This is a genomic window from Paenibacillus sp. FSL R7-0179, from assembly GCF_038002265.1.
GTDB lineage: Bacteria > Bacillota > Bacilli > Paenibacillales > Paenibacillaceae > Paenibacillus_AQ.
Map to the genome: position 1 here is coordinate 2,511,770 of NZ_JBBOCC010000002.1, position 22,102 is coordinate 2,533,871.

Here is a 22,102-nt window from a genome sequence, read left to right on the forward strand (position 1 = left end):
TCCTTTCGATTGCGGTTTGGCGGATAAGGATGATAGAATGAACAAGACATTACATATGAACTGCAGAACTGCTTCAAGCATTATCAATACTATAGGATGAGGTGACCTGTCAATGAAAGAGCAATTAATGAACACGCTTAATGAACAAATGAATTTCGAATTCTATTCTGCGCATGTCTATCTTGCGATGGCTGCGTATTGTTCCGGTGAGAGCCTGGACGGATTCGCCAATTTCTTTTTGGTGCAGGCTGAAGAAGAACGGTTCCATGCCATGAAGATCTACAAATTCCTGAATGACCGTGATTACCGGGCGACCCTTGCGGCGATGCCTGAACCGAACAATGAGTATAGCTCCATGCTGGATGCGTTCGAGCATGCCTTCGCGCATGAGCAGCAGAATACGAAGAAATTCTATCATCTGGCGGATCTCGCCCTGGATGAACGGGAGCATGCGACGATCTATTTCCTGAAATGGTTCATTGATGAGCAGGTGGAAGAAGAGGCGCTCTTCAGCAACATTATCGCCAAGCTCAAACGGATCGAAACTGACAGCAATGCCTTCTATATGCTGGATGCAGAATTTGCAGCACGTTCGTTCACTCCTCCAGCGGAGTAGTAGACAGCCAGTGTAACCAATCATGCGCAAGCTCAGCGGCATTCTCCTTTAAGAGGGGGAGCCGCTTTTTTTGTGCAAATAGATGAATTTATACGGTACCGTCCTTCAAAGGACGGCAATGCCGCTTCCACTTAGCCGGCTTAGGGTCACCGTATAGTTAGACTTCGTTTTGCGGGAAAAGTTACACGGCCTGTCAGCAGCAGAACAGCAGCGAAGTTGAACAAGGGCAAAGAATGTTGGGGGCCGCAACTTACTTCCGGGCTCCCAACTCTATTTAGCGGGGTTAACTCTTACGCTGTCCGGCAACACTGTTTCTCTAGACCCACCTGTAACTCAGCGTGTAGTATGGAACAATACTAATCTTTGGAGGTCCTTTTTCTTGGATAATTACAGCGATATCAAACAAAGTGAAAAAGGAGCATGGCTAAGTCTATTAGCATACATACTCTTATCTGCCGTCAAATTATTCATAGGAACGGTGTCAGGCTCTCAGGCTCTTCTTGCGGACGGGCTGAATAACAGCACCGACATTATTGCTTCTCTGGCCATTCTGACCGGGCTTAGGATTTCCCGCAGACCCCCGGATTCCAACCATAGCTATGGTCATTTCAGAGCAGAGACAGTTGCCGCACTGGTCGCCTCTTTTATCATGATTGCTGTAGGCTTCCAAGTGCTCTATCAGGGTGTGAACAAATTCATTCAGCCTGTGCTGGAGACCCCTGATCTGATTGCCGCGTGGACGGCAGCTGCCTGTGCTGTGGTTATGATTGCAGTCTACCGCTACAACATCAGACTTGCCCGCAGCCTGAACAGCAATGCAATGCATGCAGTGGCGCAGGACAACCGTTCGGATGCGCTGGTCAGCTTGGGAGCCTTCGTTGGCATTATCGGCTCACAGTTCGGAATTCCCTGGTTAGATCCGCTTACTGCCACGATTGTCGGATTGCTGATCTGCAAGACGGCCTGGGATATTTTCCGCAAAGCTACACATGACCTCACCGACGGCTTCGATGCCGGTAAGCTGGAGATGATGAAGCAGACGGTAGCTGAGATTGAGGGTGTGGAGTCGATTAAGGATATCAAAGCCCGTATTCACGGCAATAATGTGCTGGTCGATACTACAGTGCTGGTGGATTCCAACCTGAATGTGGTGCAGAGTCACGATATTACGGAGGAGATCGAAGATCAGCTAAAGGACCGTCATCAGGTCTCTACCGTGCTCGTCCATATCGAACCGATGTGACCAACAAGTGCGCAATAAGAATAGGTTACATGAATTGCCTTGCTTTCGGGTGGGGCAATTTTTTTTATATGGGCAAAATAGTGCTTCTTCCCGGCAGACTTGCCCGCACTCCAGCAACATGTATATAATATCAATATGTTATTAACAACCGTAACTTATTAATTGATTCAAGACAAGGAGAATATCCATGCCAAATCAACCAGTCACCGACCCTAACGGCTTAAACGAGGAGCAATTCCTGAAAAATTATAATGCCGGCAACTACGAACGTCCGTCTGTCACCGTCGATATGCTGATCTTCACGGTAATGGAGCAGGAGCAGGATAACTACCGCAAGCTGGCGGAGAAGTCCTTACAGCTGCTGCTGATTCAGCGCGGGGAGCATCCTTTTCTGGGACAATGGGCTTTGCCCGGAGGGTTCGTAGGGATCAGTGAGAGCGTAGAGGAAGCAGCCCGCCGGGAGCTCTACAGCGAGACTAATATTGATAACATTTACATGGAGCAGCTATACACCTGGGGCGATGTGGATCGTGATCCGCGGATGAGGGTGATCAGCTGCTCCTACATGGCGCTCGTGGACCGAATGGCTCTGGACGTACAGGCAGGGGATGATGCAGCCGCAGCCGCCTGGTTCAACGTCTCGTACCACATATTGGAGACCCGCCGCGAGGTGCTGGAGCAGGACATCCGTCAGGAGACACTGGTGGAGATTATACTGGAGAATGAGCAGGAGAAGCTAAGCGGGGTGGTCAAGCTTACGGAGACTATTCAGGGGCATGTCCGCCAGGTCAGCCGTGAGATCGTGCGCAGCGCGGGGTTTTCTTTTGACCATCTGCTCATGGTGCAGTATGCCATTGAACGTCTGCGCGGCAAGGCGGAATATACGGATATTATCTTCAATCTCATGCCGCCGCTCTTCACCCTGTCCGAGCTGCAGCGGGTATATGAGATCATCCTTGGCAAGGAGCTGCTCGCTGCCGCCTTCCGCCGAAAAATCGCAGAGCGGGTCATTGAGACGGATCAGAGCACCCGGGATGCCGGACACCGTCCCTCGAAGCTGTACCGGTATAACCGGGAGTGGAATTTATTCTGAGACTGCCCTCCTGTCCGGTAATGCCGCCCTGTGATGTTCTTAATAGAACTTTCATAGGGAAAAGCAGACAATTAGTTATATTTTTACTATTGTGTTTATGGCAAAGGACAGGGTGAGCCTATGATTAGCTGGAAAGATTCGTATGATATCGGTGTAGAGAAGATTGACTGCCAGCACAGGCAGCTGCTTGTGAAGCTGAATGATTTTTTTGAAGCTTGCAGCAACCAGCAGGGCAAAGAAAAGATCGAAGAAACGCTGAAGTTCCTCAAGGACTATACCGTGGAGCATTTCGGCAGTGAAGAGCAGCTGATGAAGGATATCGACTTCCCGGAGCTGACGGAGCATCAGAAGACGCACGCAGAGTTCGTGCAGACAGTGTTGGAGCTGGAGGAGACGGTTAAGAGCAAAGGGGTATCCGTATTATCCACAATCAAGCTGAACCGCACGCTCACAGACTGGCTGATCAATCATATTCACAAATGCGACAAGCTAATCGGTGAATGCATCGCTGCCAAGGGGAACCGGGCGGTCTAAAGGGGAGAAGACCAAAGTGGATTGCCTCGGATGTAGAATTGCAAATGGAATAGAACCCGGCCTTAATATCGTCTATGCGAATGAATATATCACCTGTGTACTCGATATCGATCCCTTCAATGAAGGCCATACTCTGATTCTGCCGAAAAAGCACTATTGGGACGTCGATGAGATGGATGCGGAAACTGCTCATGCCGTTATGGACGCTTCACAGAAGCTCTCCGCGCTGTTCAAACGTCTATATCAGCCGGACGGGATTAGAATCATTGCCGATGGCGGTAAATTCAACGATCTGACCCACTACCACATGCATGTGCTTCCCAGATACGAGGGGGATGGCCTACTGTGGGGAGAACCGCTGCATCCGGACGGAGCCGGGGGACGGCTGGGCGAAACCAGACTGAGAATGGTAGAAGCGCTGATAGAGAAAGAGCCGATGCTGAAAAAAGCCATGGACACGCTGGAGTTCCTGAGCCAGGACGCTGCAAGTAATGAGGCTAGTTCAACAAGCAGTAAGGTTTGAAACTGCGTTCGATGTGAATATTCAGGGATTAGTGTATTTGATACAACTAAAAACAGTGAAACGGAAGGCAATTCCCTTCTAACTGTAGTCTGTACAACTAAATCTGCCCGGATGGGTGAAGCTCCTGATAAATAGGCATTTTAATTGCACGAAATACAGCTAAACAGAGATTTGGTGGCAAATCGGGCGATATAGTTGTACAAATTGCAGTTATGCATTCCTGATTTAAGTATTCATCAACGGCAGCCGCAGGGCTGTCTTTCTTTTTTCCAAGGGGAAGCACTCAGGTTTATCACAGGTCGGCGGCACAGTTTATACCTGGTGAATACTTTGTGTTATGATTTGAAGTGGATAAGATAGAAACTTACTTTAAGGGAGTGGGATGAATTGAAAAACATGCGGATGCTGGCCGGGGCTGCGGTCATGGTGCTGGTGCTTGGACTGGTGAATGTCTACATTGGATGGCATCTGTCCGTATTGCTCCAGGCATGGCTGCCGGGGATAAATACTGCTGCGTATTGGACTGTCTTTCTTGTCATTTCCTTCTCTTATATGATTGGACGGGTGCCGCTGCCGCAGGCGCTCAGACCGGTAGGCAGGTTGTTCAAGGTGATCGGCTCATATTATCTGGCTTGTATGGAGTTCGCCGTGATCATGCTGCCGCTGACCGATCTGCTCTATGGTGTGCTGGCGCTCGCAGGCGCGAATCTGTCCGCATTCGTGACTGAAGCCGGGACTACAGTGCTGGTATTGCTCGCCGTCTTCCTGATCTGGGGATCGCGCAATGCCTGGAGTACTGTGGTGCGGACCCACCGGCTTAAGGTGGACAAATCCATCGGAACCAGCGTTCCACTGACGGTAGCTGTAGCCTCCGACCTCCATCTGGGCAACATTGTCGGCAACCGCCATCTGCGCAGAATGGTCAGGGAGATGAACGCGATGAACCCGGATATCATTCTGCTGGCCGGAGATGTGCTGGATGACAGCATTGAGCCTTTTCTCCGCAATGGAATGGAGCAGCAGCTGAAGCAGCTGAAGGCACGTTATGGGGTCTACGCTGTGCTGGGCAATCACGAATACTACGGCGGATCGATTGCGCAGTATACGGAGGTTATGCGGAGTGTCGGCATTCAGGTGCTACAGGATGAAGTGGTAGAGACTTCGGGAGTCTACGTGGCCGGGCGCAAAGACAAGACTGCTGAAGCTATGGAGACAGGTGGACGGCTAAGCGTGGAAGACCTACTTACGGGACTTGACCGCAGCAAGCCGATCCTGATGATGGATCATCAGCCGACAGGCTTCGGCATCGCTTCTGAGGCTGGAGTGGATGTGCTGCTGTCGGGTCATACCCACCGGGGGCAGATTGCACCGAATCACTGGATTACCCGGCGCCTGTTCGAACTGGATTGGGGTTATCTGCTCAAAAACAAGCTGCATGTCATCGTCTCGTCCGGCTACGGAACCTGGGGACCGCCGATCCGGCTGGCCAGCCGCTCGGAGCTGATTAAGCTGGAGCTAGTGCTGGATGGCAGCATGAGCTATGGTGAAGACAAGGTCTCTCCTACGGCTAAGCCTATTTTAATTTAACGGAAACCCGCATGCGGCGTATCGAACCCTCTGCCTTCCTTAAGAAGGATAGGGGGTTTTGTTTCGTTACGGAGGAGCTGTGCGTTTTCTTTTGACAATCCTGACAGGATCAGATAATCTATCTGTAAATATAGTTAAGCCATTAACTAAATGGAGCTGAAATTAACAAATGGATGATTTACAAAAGGTTGTGCTTGAGCTGCCGCTGGAAAATAGGGTCTTCTTCGCCTTGGTGGGAGCGACAGCCGGCACGGTGGCCGTCTCCGAGAAATACTGGCAGGCGCAGGGGCTGAACGGGGCAAGAATTCGCGTTCTGGTTGAGATTGCGAAGCACGGGGGATCGATCCTTCCCTCACTGCTTGCTGAGCGAATCGCGGTAACCAAAGCCAATATCAGCCTGCTGCTGACTCCGCTGGAGAAGGATGGCTATATTACGCGGGCGGCTCATGCACAGGATGGCCGTAAGACCGTCATTTCGCTGACCGAAGCAGGTAAGCGACTGCTGATGGAACAGCTGCCGGGGAACCGGGAAGCGGTTGCGGCGGTAATGAAGCGGCTAGATGAGCCGGAGCTGCACCTGCTGCTGGAGCTGCTGAATAAGCTGGGCCGGGAACAAGGCTAGCAGAACTGGCAATTATTCGTTACCCGAACCCGATAAGATTGAGGAGGAATTACTTATGAAAATCATGATTACAGGGGCCACTGGTCAGCTGGGACGTCTGATTATTGAACAGTTAAGTCAGCGCCTGCCGGCCCGGCAGATCGTTGCCGGGGTCCGCAGGATGGAGCAAGCGCCTCTTTTCTTGGAGCCGGAAATAGAAGTCCGCAAGGTGGATTACGACCTGCCGGAAACACTGGATGAAGCCTTCCACGGAATTTCCCGGCTGCTGCTGATTTCCAGTTCGCATACAGACGACGATGTACGTCTCGCCCAGCATAAGCGTGTTATTGATGCAGCGAAGCGAGGCGGGGTCCGGCATCTGCTTTATACGGGTTTTGCTTTTCCGCAGCACAGTACGGATCGGAGTACGCCAGGGAATGTGCATACTCTGACGGAGCAGGCAATCATAGAGTCCGGTATGGGCTATACTTTTTTGCGTAACGGATTGTATATGGATTTCGTAGGAGTACTTGGCCTGAAGGAGGCTATCTCCACTGGACAGCTGGCAACAGCGCCGGGAGACTGGAGGTTCAATTCGGTAACACGCGCAGACCTGGCTCTGGCTACGGCTGCTGTGCTTGGCAGTGGAGAGTCCGGCAATCAGGTGTATGAGCTGGCTGCTTCCCGAACCTGGGATTTCGCAGTTCTGGCTGAAGTGTTGACTGCGGTTGCCGGGAAGCCTGTTGTACATGTTCAGGACGCGAGTGTACAGCACTGGATCTATACTTGGCTCCGCAAGCTGGATACGGCTTCCACCTCCGGGGATTTGGAGCGGCTTATGGGCAGACCGGCCACCCCGCTGAGGGACAGTATTTTGTATTTTATAGTGTAGAACGTAGTGGGCTAACACAGCATCAGATTAAAAAGGATGGATAAGCTTGTTAAACCCTATCCACCCCAAATCTAACGGACCAGCGAGATCTTATCCCCGCGAAAACGCCACTTTTTGCAGCGTAACGGACTCAGTGGACCTTAGAGTCTCTCTATGAGACGTTTCGGAGCTGAAGTGCAAAGGATAAAGCCTGTGGAGTCCGTTACTCGCCCAATTGGCGACGTTCTTCCCAAAGAAGAGCACCTCAGTCCGTTACGCCAAGCCAAACGCCCCTGAAGAACAACGCCCACTAACGAGCCAGCGCCTCATTCCCGCAGCAGTTATACAGATGCTGTAGGCGCTGGAACGATAGCAACTGTAGTTTGTACAATAGAATACGTAAAAAAAGGCTTCGAATTACAATCTATTGTATTCCGTACAATGGAATGTTGAAAAAAGGCCATTTTTCACCCAAAACACAACATTAGACTGTATGAAATACAATAGAATCTCATTTTTCGGTCAGTAATGCGTTTTCTATTGCAGGAAATACAATTACCTACTTAAAGTCGGTAAAGGGTGCGGTATCAGCCAAATATTAACTCGATGTTCATTCTTACCGTTTTAAAGCTGATTATGTACTAGTAGAGCTCGTTGGGGTGGAGTCCTATTGTCTTAAGTAACGTTTGTTGCTAGTATGATGACATTAATCAGGCAAGCCGGAGGGAGCGTATGTAAGTTGAAAAAGATACTGGTAGCCGACGACGATGTTCATATCCGAACGCTGCTGCGGCATGTTCTTACGAGAGAGGGATACCAAGCAATCGAAGCCGGAGACGGGCTGGAAGCGGCGGCACGGATGAAGGAGCAGACGGTCGATCTGGCGGTGGTGGATGTGATGATGCCGCATATGGACGGATTGGAGCTGTGTGCATACATAAGGGAGAACTATGATATTCCCGTCATTCTGCTGACGGCCCGTCAGCAGCTTAGCGATAAGGAGCAGGGGTATCTGCACGGCACGGATGATTATGTGACCAAGCCTTTTGAGCCGGAGGAGCTGCTCTTTCGCATTAAGGCCTTGTTCCGCCGTTATTCCATCGCCTCAGATGACCGGATTCGCCTGAATTCGCTTGTGATAGACCGTAAGAATTACGAGATCAGTGACGGAAATGAGGTGCTGCTGCTGCCGGTAAAGGAGTTCGAGCTGCTGGCCCAGCTGGCCCAATATCCTGGACGCCTGTTCACGCGCGGTGAGCTGATTGAGCTGGTCTGGGGGGCAGACTATGAAGGGGACGAGAGGACGGTGGATGTGCATATCAAGCGTCTGCGGCAGCGGTTCAGCGAATATCAGAATGATTTTACCATCCGCACGGTTCGGGGAATTGGCTACAAAGTGGACATGGTGAACTCATGAGATCGCTCTATGTAAGGATGAGTATCATCTTCTGCTCGGTGATTATGATCAGCAGCGTGCTGGGGTTTCTGGTCTCTAACCTGTATTACCAGTCCCAAGTCAAGCCGAAAAATGATGCTAAGCTGACCCGTATGGCCATAGGTTTGCAGCAGTTCATCGAGGATCACCCGGATGCGGTGGAAGAATATCTCCTGAGTACAGCATCCCTGGGGTATAAGATGTATCTGGTCAACGCTGACGGGGAAGAACGCTTCTACGGCCTGCCTTTCCGCAAAAATGACCTCAAGGAGGAGGCGCTGCGCAGTGTGCTGGCCGGCGAGATCTACCATGGGGTGGGGAATTTCCCCGGCCAGCTGTTCGTGACCGGCTTTTTCGATAACCAGCTCAGCAATTCCATTGGGGTGCCGGTCCATATTAACGGGGAGACCTATGCCTTGTTCATGCGTCCGGATGCCCAGGTGCAGTTCGGGGAGCTGCGGATCTTTTTTGTCGTGATTATCGGGGTCATTATTCTGCTAAGCCTGTGGTTCATGCTGATTACTGTATTTCATGTGGTGCGACCGATCACCCGGCTGACCGAGGCCACGCTTCTAATCTCCAAGGGGCGCTACGACATCAAGCTCTACACCGCACGCCGCGACGAGATTGGCCAGCTGGCTTCCCACTTCATGACGATGAGCCGCGAGCTGGAGCGCACGAACCGGGCAAGACAGGAGTTTGTCGCTAATGTCTCGCATGAGATCGAGTCGCCGCTAACCTCTATTCAGGGCTTCGCCCATGCGCTCCAGGACGGTACTCTGCCGGAAGCCCAGCGTCTGGAGTATCTGTCCATTATCGGGGATGAGAGCCGGCGGTTGTCCATGCTCAGCACGCAGCTGCTCACCTTGTCCTCACTGGATTATGACGAGCATGCTCTGCAGAAAAGAAGCTTCGATCTGCGCGCCCAGCTGCGGCAGGTGATTCAGATAATGGAGTGGCATCTTACGGAGAAGGAGCTGGCGGTACGGCTGCATGCAGAAGACATCACGCTTACGGGCGATTCCAATCTGCTCTATCAGGTGTGGATGAATCTGGTGACGAATGCGATCAAATACACTCCTACAGGCGGGACCCTCAGCATTGCAGCACAAGTGGAGGGCCAGCAATGTATTGTAACAGTGACCGACAACGGTGCGGGCATTCCGGCAGAGCAGCTGCCGATGATCTTCGACCGGTTCTACAAGGTGGATCAGTCGCGATCCCGTGAGCCGGGTAGCAGCGGGCTGGGGCTGGCCATTGCCCAAAAGATCGTCCAGGCGCATGGCGGAACCATCGAGGTGACGAGCACAGTAGGGGAAGGAACTACGTTCACTGTTTCTCTGCCCCGCTACCCTAACGATATAGATTGATTAGTCATTCATAAAATAGATGAAAGCAACGGAGGGGAATTTGGAACTGTAGGAGCTAAGCGTACGCCTTTGTTACCGGATTTCTACCGCGAAGAGCGGTAGAAATCAAGAAATCTGGGAACAACAGCGGCCGGAAGTCCAATATTCACCGCAGTTGCGCCTGCCATCTGTTTTGGAAGCGGCTATGTTCAATCTATATAGTGTAATTCTTTATTCATACTCCGTTCATCTTCACTCTCTAAACTGTGATTATACAGATTAGAAGGAGTGGTACTATGTTCTTGGCAATTCGGGAGATGAGGCACTCCAAAGCGCGTTACGGCCTCATTATGGTAATTATGCTGCTGGTTTCGTTCCTGGTGCTGTTCGTCACCGGACTGGCCAGAGGTCTGGCTTATGCCAACATTTCAGCGCTGAAAAATATGCCCGCTAATTATTTTGCCGTGCAGAGCGACGCGGATCATACCTTCAGGCGTTCACAGTTAACAGATACGGAGCTTGCGGCTACCCGGTCGTTAGCCGGAGAGGCGAACGCGACTCCGCTGGGGGTACAGACCAGTACAATTACAGCGGCCGGTGCGGATGTGAAGGCAGATATTACGTTTTTTGCCGTAGATATGACGGGGATGCTGGCTCCTGATGTAACGGAAGGTGCCGGATTCACCAATGAGGTTCAAGGGAGCGCGGTTGCAGACTCCAAGCTGGAACAGTCCGGCGTTACCATTGGCAGTACGATCCGTGATCAGGCCTCCGGCATGAGCTGGACGGTTACCGGCTTCGTGAAGGACAGCTCCTACAGCCATACGCCGGTGGTGTATATCAATCAGCTGGACTGGCAGGCGATGAAGCAAGGAGCGGTTAAGGAAGGCGACAGCTCAGGCAATACCAATGCCCCGTACAATGTGATCGCGCTGGATGTAACGGTGGCTCAAGCTGCGCAGCTTGCAGATCAGCAGCAGTCTATAGAGGTAATTACGCAAAAACAGGCAATCTCCAGTGTTCCCGGTTACTCCGCCGAACAGAATTCGCTGCTGATGATGATTGTGTTCCTGTTCGTGATTGCTGCAGTAGTTCTTGCTGTATTCTTCTATGTCATTACGATCCAGAAGACCAGCCAATTCGGTATCCTGAAGGCAATGGGGACCAAGATGTCCTATCTGGCCTGGAGTGTAGTCGGTCAAGTCATGCTGCTGTCTGTCATCAGTCTGGCGCTGGGCATTCTGCTTACGCTTGGGATGAATATGGGCCTGCCCGACACGATGCCGTTTGAGCTGGACGGACAGACGATGGCAATGACCAGTCTGCTGTTCGTAGGGATGTCCCTGCTGGGCTCGTTAATTTCGGTAGCAAGAGTAGCCAAAGTGGATGCTTTGGAAGCGATAGGGAGGACTGGAGCATGAGTGCGAAATTAGTGATGAAGCAGGTAAGCAAGACTTACGGGGATGGGGAGGGGGCGATGACTGTTCTGAACCATCTGGACCTTACGGTGAACGAGGGCGAATTCATAGCAGTACTGGGGCCATCCGGCTCCGGGAAAAGCACATTTCTCTCCGCAGCCGGTGCGCTGCTCACGCCTACCAGCGGAGAGATTCTGCTCGACGGCGAATCGCTTCGTGACAAGGACAAGGGGGCACTAACGGAGCTGAGGCTGAAAAAAATCGGCTTCATGTTCCAAAATGCGCAGCTGCTGCCGTTCCTGAAGGTAGAGGAGCAGCTGCTCTATGTCGCGAAGCTGGCTAAGCTCAGCCAGAAGGAAGCGAAGGTGCGCGCCGCCTATCTGCTGAAGCGTCTGGAGATCTGGGAACGCCGCAACCATTACCCCGAACAGCTGTCGGGGGGCGAGAAGCAGCGGGTGGCGATTGCCCGGGCATGGATGAACAAGCCGGCCATTCTGTTCGCGGATGAACCTACAGCCAGCCTGGATTACAGCCGCGGCCGGGAAGTGGTACGAATGATCGCCGAGGAGGTGCGGAGCGAAGGCAAGGCCGCCGTAATGGTGACTCATGACGAACGGATGCTGGACTGGTGCGACCGGGTGCTGCATCTGGCGGATGGAGTGCTGGTTGAAGCTTAGGGGACGGGATGATCCTGCCTTGCGGGTGAAGGATGTTTAGCATCCTAAGCCCCACAAGCCTGGCATAATCACCTTCGTGGTACTAATTGTATTCGTTTCCACATACATCCGGTCTATATGGCTGCTTGCGAGCACAATGTACTTGGTCCGCAAGGCACCATCCGGCGCAATGTAATCGGTTTTTCGATTACATTTGTTCCGCACACCACCATCCGGCGTAATGTAATCGGTTTTTCGATTACATTTGGTCCGCACACCACCATCCGGCGTAATGTAATCGGTTTTTCGATTACATTTGGTCCGCACACCACCATCCGGCGCAATGTAATCGGTTTTTCGATTACATTTGGTCCGCACACCACCATCCGGCGTAATATAATCGGTTTTTCGATTACATTTGTTCCACACGCCGCCGCCACGCCCAATGTATTCGGTTTTCCACATACATTCGGCTCATATTGCTTCTCGGTACCTATTCTATTCGATTTTCCACATACATCCGCCTTGTCACTTCGCAGCTGAACAAAAACCTGGACCTGTTTTCTGAGGTCCAGGTTTTTTATTATTGATATCTCAGGCTCACACGCCCGAGTAGGCCATAAACCCGCCGTCTACGGGGATGGTCACCCCGGTCACGAACCCGGACATGCACTCATCGGCCAGCCAGAGCAGGGTGCCGAGCAGATCCTCCGGTGTGCCGAAGCGGCGCATCGGGGTCTGGGAGATGATTTTGAGCGAACGGTCGGTTAATTCACCCTTCGGGTCCTTCAGCAGCTGTTCATTCTGGGCAGTGACGAAGAAGCCGGGAGCGATGGCGTTCACCCGTATGCCAGATTCTGCCAGATGAACCGCAAGCCACTGCGTGAAGTTGTTGATGCCTGCCTTAGCCGCGCTGTAAGCCGGAACCTTGGTGAGTGGTGAAGCGGCGCTCATGGAGGAGATATTAATCACCGCAGCTCCGGGGCGTCCGAGCATCTGCTTGGCGAAGATTTGGGTTGGAATTAATGTTCCGGTCAGATTGAGGTCGAGGACCGTGCGGAAGCCGTTCACGGACAGATCGAAGAAGGAGACAATATCGGGGTTCTCTAAATCTCCCGGCTCCAAGGTCTCCTTGGTGGTAATCGCCGAAGGCTGATTCCCCCCGGCTCCATTGATCAACAAGTCGCAGGGACCCCACTGCTTGCAGATCTCATCCGCTGCCTGCCGGACACTGCCGGCATCCATAACATCGCAGGCCAAGGCCAGGGACTGGCCGCCGCCGGAAGTGATCTGTGCAGCCAGAGCCGCTCCCTTGGCCTCGGTACGGTTCAGGATGGCGACCTTCATGCCTTGGCGGGCTAGCTCCAGCGCCATGGCGCTGCAGAGCGCTCCCGCTCCTCCGGTAATTACGGCGGTCTTGCCTGCCAGCGCAGGCTGTAATGCCAACTCGGTCATAGTGATCCAACCCTTCTTGGTGAAAGTATGATTAGTGTCAGGTTCTGTCAGTCTGCGGATCTTTGCTTATAATACTGCGGATATTTCTCCATCAGCATCTCCTGGTCGGCGATTGTCAAGGCCATATGCTCCTGCATAATCTGATCCCCTTGCTGAATATTATGCAGCTCAATAGCTTCATATAGACTATAATGCTGCCGGTACAGATGCTCCCAGTTGTGATCTGCCGTGAGCTTGAGCATCCGGCTGCGGTTCAGGTGAACCTTGATCTGCTGGATGACCTCCCAGGTGTTCTTTTTATTGCAGCCCGTGAAAATCACATGATGGAACTCTTCGTCCAGCATGAACATTTCTTTATAGTCCTGGTCCTCTATGCAGAGCTTCTGCTTGTCCAGATTGGCCTTCAGATCAATAAGATTCCTGGCCTGGAAGGTGCTGCACGCTTCCCGGATGACCGCCCGCTCCAGATGCTCGCGCATGAAGCGGGCTTCTTCCACGAGTTCGGAATCAATCAGGGAGACCACCGTCCCCCGCTGGGGATATACGGCAAGCAGGCCCTCCTGGGCCAGACGGACGAAGGCCTCCCGGACCGGGGTGCGGCTGACGTTGAATTTCAGCGAAATCTCTTTCTCCGAAATGCCGGTTCCGGGCGGCAGCTCCAGCAGCAGAATCTGATGCTTCAGTGAACGATACACGATGTCCCTTGTGGAGAGCGCTTGTGTACCTATAGTGTATTCCATCGTGTAACCCTCCTGCTATAGTTATTGTAAGCACTACCATACTACCATACAAGTATGGTAGTATGGTAGTGCTTACGGGCAGAAACGTCTGCCGTTCGTTTCAAGACGGTATCCGTAGCCCGCCAATATCATAGACGAGAGGCAGGAGAACAATATGAGTACCTCATCTTTTATTCATGACGACTGGCTGCTGTTAAGTTCAAGTGCACAGAGACTGTATCACGATTATGCCGCCGCAATGCCGATTTACGATTTCCACAGTCATCTGAATCCGCAGGAGATCAGCAGTAACCGCAGGTTCCGCAATATCGCTGATCTCGCCTTATCCGGGGACCATTACAAGTGGCGGGCGCTTCGCTGGCTGGGTGTCGACGAACAGCTAATTACCGGGAATGCGCCGGACAAAGACAAATTCATGGTCTGGGCGCGCTCCCTGCCGGAGATGGTGGGCAATCCGCTCTACCACTGGACTCATCTGGAGTTGAAGCGCTACTTCGGGATCGACGAGCTGCTCTCCGGGGAGACAGCAGAGAGTGTGTGGGAACGCTGCAATGAGCAGCTCCAGGGAGATGATCTGACTACGCAGGGCATTCTCAAAAAGCTCAATGTCAATGTGGTCTGCACAACGGATGATCCAATTGATTCACTGGAGCATCACATTCAGCTTAAGAAGGATAGCGCACTTCAGACGGTAGTTGCCCCCACCTTCAGACCGGACCGGGTGCTGAACATCCGTGATGAAGGCTTCACCGGATATGTGGGCCTGCTTGGTGAAGCGAGCGGTCTTGAAATCCACGATTACGCCGGGTTCCTCCAAGCTGTGACGGCGCGGATCGATTATTTCCATGAGCATGGCTGCCGGCTGTCGGATCAGGCCTTCGGCGAGCTGCCACATGCCCAGTCCACAGAGCATGAAGCGGCCTACATATTCTCCCGGGCCTTCAAGGGGGAAGAGATCAGCCCGCAGGAGGAACAGAAGTTCCAGAGCCATACGCTGATCAAATTAGGCAGACTCTATCATGAGCGGGGCTGGAGCATGCAGCTGCATATCGGAGCGCTGCGCAACAACAACGCACGGATGTTCAGTACCCTCGGCAAGGACAGCGGCTTCGATTCAATTCTGGATTTCAATATGGCACGAAGCCTCAACGCGCTGTTGAATGAGCTGGATGCCAGCGGACAGCTGCCGAAGACCATCGTCTACACGCTGAACCCTTCGCAATATGAGATGATCGCCACCGCGATCGGCAACTTTCAGGGGGCCGGCATCAAGGGCAAGGTGCAGATGGGCTCCGGCTGGTGGTTCCATGATCAGAAGGAGGGGATGCTGCAGCAGTTGAAGGCGCTCGCAAGCATCGGCCTGATCAGTCCTTTTGTCGGCATGCTGACGGACTCCCGAAGCTTCCTCTCCTTCACGCGTCATGAATACTTCCGGCGCATTCTCTGCAACCTGTTCGGAACGTGGATGGAAGAGGGAGACCTGCCGAGAGATTATGCCTTGATCGGCCGGACAATTGAGAATATATGCTACAACAATGCGGATGCGTATTTCGGGATCAAATAGAGATCGGGAGTGCACCATAGCATCCGTTGTTTGAAAAAGCATAAAAAAATCAGCAGGTCTCCTAGAGAGGCGTGCTGATTTTTTTATTGTTCAGAAACTATGTCTTTCAAGGCACAACACCAGCATAAAAATGAGCAGCGTACCTAAAAAAGAACGTCGTCTGTCCATTTGATTAACATATTATTACAGAGAGCAAACGCGATTAGACCGGGTGGGTAGCGTAGTCCAAATGTAATCGAAAAACCGATCACAATTGGACTGGGGGCGCTGCGTAAGCCAAATGTAATCGAAAAACTGATTACAATTGGACTGGGAACGCTGCGTAAGCCAAATGTAATCGAAAAACCGATCACAATTGGACTGGGAACGCTGCGTAAGCCAAATGTAATCGAAAAACCGATTACAATTGGCCGTTACAGCGAATATGGACCAATGTATGTGAAAAAGAACATACATTGTGTTCGCGTGAAGGTAAGCTTTTTCACTCGCAGGGTGATTACGTTCTGATACTTCCGGTACATTCTACCTCGTGCTGCTCCGGTAAGCAGAAGGGGAGACGCCGGTCGACTTCTTGAACACCTTGGAAAAATGGGCCAGCTCCATGCCGACCTGCTCGGCAATACTTGAGATGCTGAAATCGCTATAGGAGAGCTGTCTCTTAGCCAGCTCCATCCGTTTCAGCTGGACATACTGCATCGGCGGAACACCGATGAATTTCTTGAAGTAGGGAATGAAATAGTTCGGATGCAGATGGACCCGTTCTGCCAGCTCCTCCACCGTCAGCGCCCGCATGAGCCGTTGATCGATGTAGCCCAGCACATTTGCCAGCTTCCCCTGGTCGCTTGTATGCGTCAGATCGTCAAGGAAATTACTGTATCCTCCAGATTCCAGACAGAGCGACAGCAGCGTAAGCAGTGCAGCCTGCGTCCGCAGGGTGGCGAGGAAGCCGGTATCCTGGAACCATTCTATCATCTCCGCGAACATCGTCCGGGTGGCCTCCGGGTCAGGCACATCACAGATGTAGAGCTTATTCGCAGAATGAAACAGCGGCCATTCTCCGATCTGTGCATCGAAGTGGCAATAGTAGCGCGTATAAGGATCATCACGTGAAGTATCTGTAGTCTGGGTGGAACCGGCAGGCATAATCATCAGCTGTCCGGGTCTCGGGTAGTAGTCCACTCCATTGATAATCACCTTGCCTTCGCCGGAATCAATATAATAGAGCCGGTTGAAGGCAGGGGTCTCATTCGTCCGGTTCCATCCCGGATATCTGCTGGTTAATTGGGCATGGGTAACGGTAACCGTCAGGTTGTGCAGCAGACGCCCGGTCAAATTGCCATTTCCAATCATATTCATCTCTGAGCTCCTCCATTAAGGACATAAATCTATTATAACGCTTTCATTTATCTATTACATCTTATTTATATACAAATAAACCTTAATTACAGTCATGTTCACCGTCGGCAAATAGGGTTATCCTCATATCATAAACTGTTTCAGGAAGGGACTGGGAGATGGATAAGGTACGATATGGAATTATCGGAGTAGGCAATATGGGACGCGCTCATGCCCAAAGTCTGCTGAGTGATATTAAAGGGGCTGAGCTTACAGCGGTATGCGACAGCAGCCCTGAGCGGCTGGATTGGGCAGAGGAGCATTTGCCGGACAGCGTGCAGCGCTTTTTGTCGCCGGAGGAGCTGTTCAAGTCTGGTGCTATTGATGCTGTATTGATCGCTACCCCCCATTATGATCATCCGCCGCTGGCGATTGAAGCGCTGGGCTACGGGCTGCATGTTCTGATTGAGAAGCCTGCCGGTGTCTATACCAAAGCCGTCCAGGAGATGAATGACGCCGCAGCGAAATCTGACCGCAAGTTCGGCATTATGTATAACCAGCGGACGAACCCGCTTTATCAGAAGCTGAGAGACTTGATCCGCTCCGGGGAGCTGGGAGAGATCCGGCGCACGAACTGGATTATCACCAATTGGTACCGCTCTCAGAGTTACTATGATTCTGGCGGCTGGCGGGCGACCTGGGGCGGGGAAGGCGGCGGGGTGCTGCTGAACCAGGACCCGCATCAGCTTGACCTCTGGCAGTGGACTACCGGGATGATGCCTAAGCGGGTACGCGCTTTTTGCCAGTTCGGGAAATACCGGAATATTGAGGTTGAGGATGATGTGACTGCCTATGTGGAATATGAGAACGGCGCAACCGGGCTGTTCATCACCACTACAGGGGAAGCGCCGGGGACGAACCGGTTCGAGATTACAGGCGACAACGGTAAAATCGTCATTGAAGACGGCAAGCTCACCTTCTTCCGCCTTCGCACCCCGGAGCCGAAGTTCAATGCGGAATTCACCGGAGGCTTCGGTGCACCGGAGTGCTGGAAATGCGAGATTCCGGTGGCACCCGGAGACGGGGATCAGCACAAGGGCATCATGCGTAACTTCACCAATGCGATTCTGCACGATGAGCCGCTGCTGGCCCCGGGGGAAGAGGGCATTCATGGCCTTACCCTGTCCAATGCCATGTATCTGTCCGCGTGGACCGATAACTGGGTAGACCTGCCGATCAACAGTGAGCTGTTCTATGAGAAGCTGATGGAGCAGGTTGAGAAGTCTACTTTTCACAAAGCGCCTGTCAGCCAGAAAGCCCTGGATGTATCGGGCACCCACTAGGCCAACCTTACTCTCTTACGCAACTCAAACTTAACTAGGAGTGGATGAATACAATGAATCGTTCAACGATTGCCGCCCAAATGTATACTCTGCGTGAATATACCCAGACGCCGGAGGCCTTGCGGGAGAGCCTGCGGAAGGTGAGCAGCATCGGGTACCAGGCTGTCCAGATCTCCGGCATCGGTCCGATGGACCCTAAGCTGGTGAAGGAATATGCAGATGAATTCAATCTGAAAATATGTGCGACACACGTTCCCTGGGACAGGCTGGTGAATGATTTGGATGCACTCGCCGCCGAACATAAGCTATGGGGCTGCAAATACATCGGTCTTGGCTCACTGCCTGCGGAATATCAGACCAGCCAGGAGGGCTACCGCACCTTCGCCAAGCTGGCCTCCGGCATTGCACGTACGCTTAAGGAAGAGCATGGCCTGCAATTTGTGTATCATAATCATGATTTTGAATTTGAACGTTTTGACGGTCTGACGGGCATGGATGTGCTGCTGCAGGACAGTGATCCGGAGGTCTTCGGCTTCGAGCTGGATCTGTACTGGGTGCAGGCCGGGGGCGGAGATCCCGTAGAGTGGATTCACAAGGTGAAAGGCAGAATGCAGGCTGTACACTTCAAGGATATGACTATTCTGAACCGCAAGGCAGTGTTCGCTGAGATCGGTGAAGGCAACATGAACTATGGAGCGATTATTGAGGCCTGCCGTAAGACGGGTGTGGAATGGCATATCGTGGAGCAGGATGTGTGCCAGCGTGATCCGTTTGAGAGCCTGGAGATCAGCCTCCGGCATCTGCATTCCAGATTGGAGGTGCAGGCATGAGCCGCAAGGATGGAATGATGTATGCTCCGGTACATGAGGCGAAGCCTGTGGTGGGACCGGGTGAATTCGTGATTGCCGCGCTGGCGCTGGATCATGGGCATATCTATGGGATGTGCAACGGGCTGGTAGAAGCGGGAGCCGAGCTGAAGTGGGTATACGATTCTGACCCCGAGAAGGTAAAAGCGTTCCAGAACAAGTATCCCGGCGTCAGAGCCGCACGCTCTGCTGAAGAGATTCTTGAAGATCCTGAGGTCCGGCTCGTTGCAGCGGCGGCCGTTCCTTCGGAGCGAGGTCCGCTCGGTCTGCGGGTGATGGCACACGGGAAGGATTATTTCACGGACAAATCTCCGTTCACTTCGCTGGACCAGCTTGCGGCGGCACGCCTTCAGGTAGAGAAGACGGGGCGGAAATACATGACGTACTACAGTGAGAGACTGCATGTAGAGAGCGCTGTCTATGCCGGTCAGCTGGTGCAGCAGGGGGCGATTGGCCGTGTGCTTCAGGTGATGGGGCTGGGGCCGCACCGGTTAAATGCACCAAGCCGGCCGGAATGGTTCTTCCAGCGTGACAAATACGGCGGCATTCTCTGTGACATCGGCAGCCATCAGATTGAACAATTCCTCTTCTATGCGGGCTGCCGGGATGCCAAGGTGCTGCACAGTAAGGTCGCCAACTATAACAATCCGTCTTATCCTGAGCTGGAGGATTACGGGGATGCTACACTGGTTGGAGACAACGGGGCTACGCAGTATTTTCGCGTTGACTGGTTCACTCCGTCAGGACTCGCAACCTGGGGCGACGGCCGGACGATCATTCTCGGTACGGAAGGCTATATTGAACTGCGCAAATACAGCGATATCGGCCGCTCCAGCACACCGGACCATGTCTACTGGGTAGACGGCGAGGGAGAGCATTATGAGCATGTGGCCGGGAAGATCGGCTTCCCGTTCTTCGGTGAGCTGATTCTGGACTGCCTGGAACGGACGGAGAAGGCGATGACCCAGGAGCATGCGTTCAAGGCGGCTGAGCTGTGTCTGGAAGCGCAGCGGCAAGCGGTGAATCTGACCCCGGATACGCTTAAATAGGTGCAGGACAGCTAGCAGAAGATCGGAAGGTGGTTAAGATGAATACTAATGGAGCAGCGATTATCGGCTGCGGGGCGATTGCCCCGCTGCACGCCAGAGCCATTGCTTCCATCGACAATGCGCGGCTGGTAGCCGTGGTGGACAGTGACCCTGTTCAGGCAGCACAGTCTGCTCAGGATTACGAATGTGAAGGCCTGACTGATTACAGGGAGCTGCTGGAGCGAGCAGATATCAGCATCGTCCATCTGTGCACGCCGCATCATCTGCATGCCGGAATGGCGGTGGAGCTGCTGAAGGCCGGCAAGCATGTGTTAACTGAGAAGCCCATGGCGCTGGATGTGCCTTCAGCCCGCATGATGCAGGAAGCGGCGGAGCATTCTGCGGGACAACTGGGTGTAGTATTCCAGAACCGCTATAATGAACCTTCGGTGAGGATCAGACAAGTGATTGATTCCGGCAGCCTGGGCAATCTCCTCTGCATGAAGGGCCTGGTGACCTGGACCCGGACTGAGGAGTACTACACGAACAGTCCCTGGAGAGGCCGTTGGACTACGGAAGGCGGAGGGGTATTGATCAATCAGGCTATCCATACCCTGGATCTGCTGCAATGGTTCGGCGGTGACATTGATTCCGTGAAAGGCAGTGTCAGTACTGATGTACTGAACGATGTCATTGAGGTCGAAGACAGCGCGCATGCGTGTATCGGCTTCAAGAACAAAGTGCGCGGACTCTTCTACGGAACCAATGCGTATCAGGCTAATTCACCGGTGGAGCTGGAGCTTGTCTTCGAGCAAGGGACTTTGCAGCAGCGCCGGGACAGCCTCTATCTGTGGAAAAATGGTCAGGAGACGCTGCTCTATGAGCCGCAGAGCATCAGCAGCGGAGGGAAATCCTACTGGGGCAGCGGGCATTCCAGGTTAATTCATGACTTCTACGCCCATATCCGTGAAGGCCGCAGGTTCTGGATTGACGGTGCTGAAGGCATCAAAGCGCTCACGCTGATTGCAGAGATCTACAAGTCCTCGGGGAGCCGGAATCTGGTCCCGCAGGTCTAGTATTCATCAACCGGCCGGTGCCGGAATAGAGGCTGTCTCTTAGGCAAAGCTTTGCTTAAGGGATAGCCCTATTTGAAATATAGAAGTTATATGTTTCACATGATAGCTTACCCTTCTATTTCTCGCTGAAACGGTACCGTCCTTTAAAAGGACGGCAAAGCCGCTTCCACTTGTGTTAGCTGCTACAGCTTAATCGCAAGCCAGCATGCTTCAATGGTCTGCTGAATCTGTTGCTCGTTAAGCGGGTACTTTCCGTCCAGATAGCCTTTGATCACAGCAATTAATATTCCGTAGATCAGCTGATAGCACAGGCAAACATTCATTTCCCGGATAATTCCCTGCCGCTGGCCTTCATCAATGATGGAGAAAATCTCTAAGGTGGAGGGAGCAGGTGTGTTCCGCAAATCCTCGGCAATATAGGGCGAAGAGCCATAGTTCTCTGTGAAATCAACCTCTTTGGGGTAGTGAAGCGAGTAGATGGCTGTATTCTTCAGAAGACTTTTTACACGCTCATAGATCGTTAGTCCAGGATCATAGCCGTTCATGACGAACTCATTTTTATGTATGCGGACCTTTTGGTACAGCTCATTGACCAATTGCTCTTTGTTCTCAAAATAATGGTAGAATGTGCTGGAGCCGACATTGGCTCTCTTAAATATTTTGGCAAAAGTAACAGATTGTAAGCCCTCTTCAGTAATCAAATCAAGGGTTGCCTGAAGAATATCATCGCGTTTACCCATCATTACACCTCGCTAGCGGAAAAATCATT

Annotated in this window: 22 protein-coding genes; 17 read left to right on the forward strand and 5 right to left on the reverse strand. The window is 52.5% G+C overall.

The features are described 5' to 3' along the window. The first annotated feature begins 112 nt into the window (after positions 1-112). From MKX63_RS27400 to MKX63_RS27455, 12 genes are all read left to right on the forward strand, one after another. Positions 113-616 (forward strand): ferritin, encoded by a 504-nt coding sequence (locus MKX63_RS27400; protein ID WP_036694058.1) that lies wholly within the window; start codon positions 113-115, stop codon positions 614-616. Between the two features lie 379 nt (positions 617-995). Then, positions 996-1,859 (forward strand): cation diffusion facilitator family transporter, encoded by an 864-nt coding sequence (locus MKX63_RS27405; RefSeq protein WP_341021634.1) that lies wholly within the window; start codon positions 996-998, stop codon positions 1,857-1,859. A gap of 187 nt (positions 1,860-2,046) precedes the next feature. Then, positions 2,047-2,952, forward strand: a complete 906-nt coding sequence (locus tag MKX63_RS27410) for an NUDIX hydrolase (protein WP_341021635.1) — start codon at positions 2,047-2,049, stop codon at positions 2,950-2,952. Positions 2,953-3,072: 120 nt separating this feature from the next. Then, positions 3,073-3,486 (forward strand): bacteriohemerythrin, encoded by a 414-nt coding sequence (locus MKX63_RS27415; protein WP_341021636.1) that lies wholly within the window; start codon positions 3,073-3,075, stop codon positions 3,484-3,486. 16 nt (positions 3,487-3,502) lie between these two features. After that, entirely contained in the window at positions 3,503-4,009 is a 507-nt protein-coding gene (locus MKX63_RS27420; protein ID WP_341021637.1) for an HIT family protein, read from the forward strand. 396 nt (positions 4,010-4,405) lie between these two features. Next, the gene (locus MKX63_RS27425) at positions 4,406-5,596 is read left to right on the forward strand and encodes a metallophosphoesterase (protein ID WP_341023312.1); all 1,191 of its coding nucleotides are present in this window, start codon (positions 4,406-4,408) and stop codon (positions 5,594-5,596) included. 169 nt (positions 5,597-5,765) lie between these two features. Then, complete coding sequence (locus MKX63_RS27430; protein ID WP_341021638.1) at positions 5,766-6,218, forward strand: MarR family winged helix-turn-helix transcriptional regulator; 453 nt, start codon at positions 5,766-5,768, stop codon at positions 6,216-6,218. Between the two features lie 55 nt (positions 6,219-6,273). After that, the gene (locus MKX63_RS27435; RefSeq protein WP_341021639.1) at positions 6,274-7,089 is read left to right on the forward strand and encodes an SDR family oxidoreductase; all 816 of its coding nucleotides are present in this window, start codon (positions 6,274-6,276) and stop codon (positions 7,087-7,089) included. 718 nt (positions 7,090-7,807) lie between these two features. After that, entirely contained in the window at positions 7,808-8,485 is a 678-nt protein-coding gene (locus MKX63_RS27440; protein ID WP_341021641.1) for a response regulator transcription factor, read from the forward strand. Between the two features lie 17 nt (positions 8,486-8,502). Further along, positions 8,503-9,873: a sensor histidine kinase gene (locus MKX63_RS27445; RefSeq protein WP_341021643.1), complete on the forward strand. Its 1,371-nt coding sequence runs from the start codon at positions 8,503-8,505 to the stop codon at positions 9,871-9,873. A 275-nt stretch (positions 9,874-10,148) separates the two neighbouring features. Then, positions 10,149-11,273, forward strand: a complete 1,125-nt coding sequence (locus MKX63_RS27450) for an ABC transporter permease (RefSeq protein ID WP_341021645.1) — start codon at positions 10,149-10,151, stop codon at positions 11,271-11,273. Then, positions 11,270-11,947, forward strand: coding sequence for an ABC transporter ATP-binding protein (locus MKX63_RS27455; RefSeq protein WP_341021647.1), 678 nt, complete (start codon positions 11,270-11,272; stop codon positions 11,945-11,947). Before MKX63_RS27450 ends, MKX63_RS27455 begins: the two co-directional genes overlap by 4 nt. A gap of 36 nt (positions 11,948-11,983) precedes the next feature. Here the strand turns inward: MKX63_RS27455 and MKX63_RS27460 are convergent, their stop codons facing one another. The 3 genes from MKX63_RS27460 to MKX63_RS27470 form a co-directional block, all read right to left on the reverse strand. Continuing rightward, a complete protein-coding gene (locus tag MKX63_RS27460; RefSeq protein ID WP_341021649.1) occupies positions 11,984-12,391 on the reverse strand; it encodes a hypothetical protein in 408 nt (135 codons plus the stop codon). Positions 12,392-12,526: 135 nt separating this feature from the next. Beyond that, entirely contained in the window at positions 12,527-13,381 is an 855-nt protein-coding gene (locus tag MKX63_RS27465; protein WP_341021651.1) for an SDR family oxidoreductase, read from the reverse strand. 47 nt (positions 13,382-13,428) lie between these two features. Continuing rightward, positions 13,429-14,121, reverse strand: coding sequence for a GntR family transcriptional regulator (locus tag MKX63_RS27470; RefSeq protein WP_341021653.1), 693 nt, complete (start codon positions 14,119-14,121; stop codon positions 13,429-13,431). 154 nt (positions 14,122-14,275) lie between these two features. Here MKX63_RS27470 and uxaC point away from each other — a divergent pair, with 154 nt between their 5' ends. After that, the gene (gene uxaC / locus MKX63_RS27475) at positions 14,276-15,685 is read left to right on the forward strand and encodes a glucuronate isomerase (protein ID WP_341021654.1); all 1,410 of its coding nucleotides are present in this window, start codon (positions 14,276-14,278) and stop codon (positions 15,683-15,685) included. Between the two features lie 522 nt (positions 15,686-16,207). Here uxaC and MKX63_RS27480 read toward each other — a convergent pair. Further along, a complete protein-coding gene (locus tag MKX63_RS27480; RefSeq protein ID WP_341021655.1) occupies positions 16,208-17,041 on the reverse strand; it encodes an AraC family transcriptional regulator in 834 nt (277 codons plus the stop codon). A gap of 158 nt (positions 17,042-17,199) precedes the next feature. On the opposite strand from MKX63_RS27480, the gene MKX63_RS27485 reads away from it, so the two are divergent. From MKX63_RS27485 to MKX63_RS27500, 4 genes are read left to right on the forward strand one after another with little or no spacing between them, the layout of a single operon-like run. After that, positions 17,200-18,363, forward strand: a complete 1,164-nt coding sequence (locus MKX63_RS27485; protein ID WP_341021656.1) for a Gfo/Idh/MocA family protein — start codon at positions 17,200-17,202, stop codon at positions 18,361-18,363. Between the two features lie 53 nt (positions 18,364-18,416). Further along, positions 18,417-19,193: a sugar phosphate isomerase/epimerase family protein gene (locus tag MKX63_RS27490; RefSeq protein ID WP_341021657.1), complete on the forward strand. Its 777-nt coding sequence runs from the start codon at positions 18,417-18,419 to the stop codon at positions 19,191-19,193. Continuing rightward, on the forward strand, positions 19,190-20,278 hold the full coding sequence (locus MKX63_RS27495) for a Gfo/Idh/MocA family protein (RefSeq protein WP_341021658.1): 1,089 nt from the start codon (positions 19,190-19,192) through the stop codon (positions 20,276-20,278). The genes MKX63_RS27490 and MKX63_RS27495 overlap by 4 nt, the downstream gene beginning before the upstream one ends. Before the next feature lie 38 nt (positions 20,279-20,316). Beyond that, positions 20,317-21,333, forward strand: coding sequence for a Gfo/Idh/MocA family protein (locus MKX63_RS27500; protein ID WP_341021660.1), 1,017 nt, complete (start codon positions 20,317-20,319; stop codon positions 21,331-21,333). A 182-nt stretch (positions 21,334-21,515) separates the two neighbouring features. Here MKX63_RS27500 and MKX63_RS27505 read toward each other — a convergent pair whose 3' ends face one another. After that, positions 21,516-22,076, reverse strand: a complete 561-nt coding sequence (locus MKX63_RS27505; RefSeq protein ID WP_341021661.1) for a TetR/AcrR family transcriptional regulator — start codon at positions 22,074-22,076, stop codon at positions 21,516-21,518. Between the last annotated feature and the right edge of the window lie 26 nt (positions 22,077-22,102).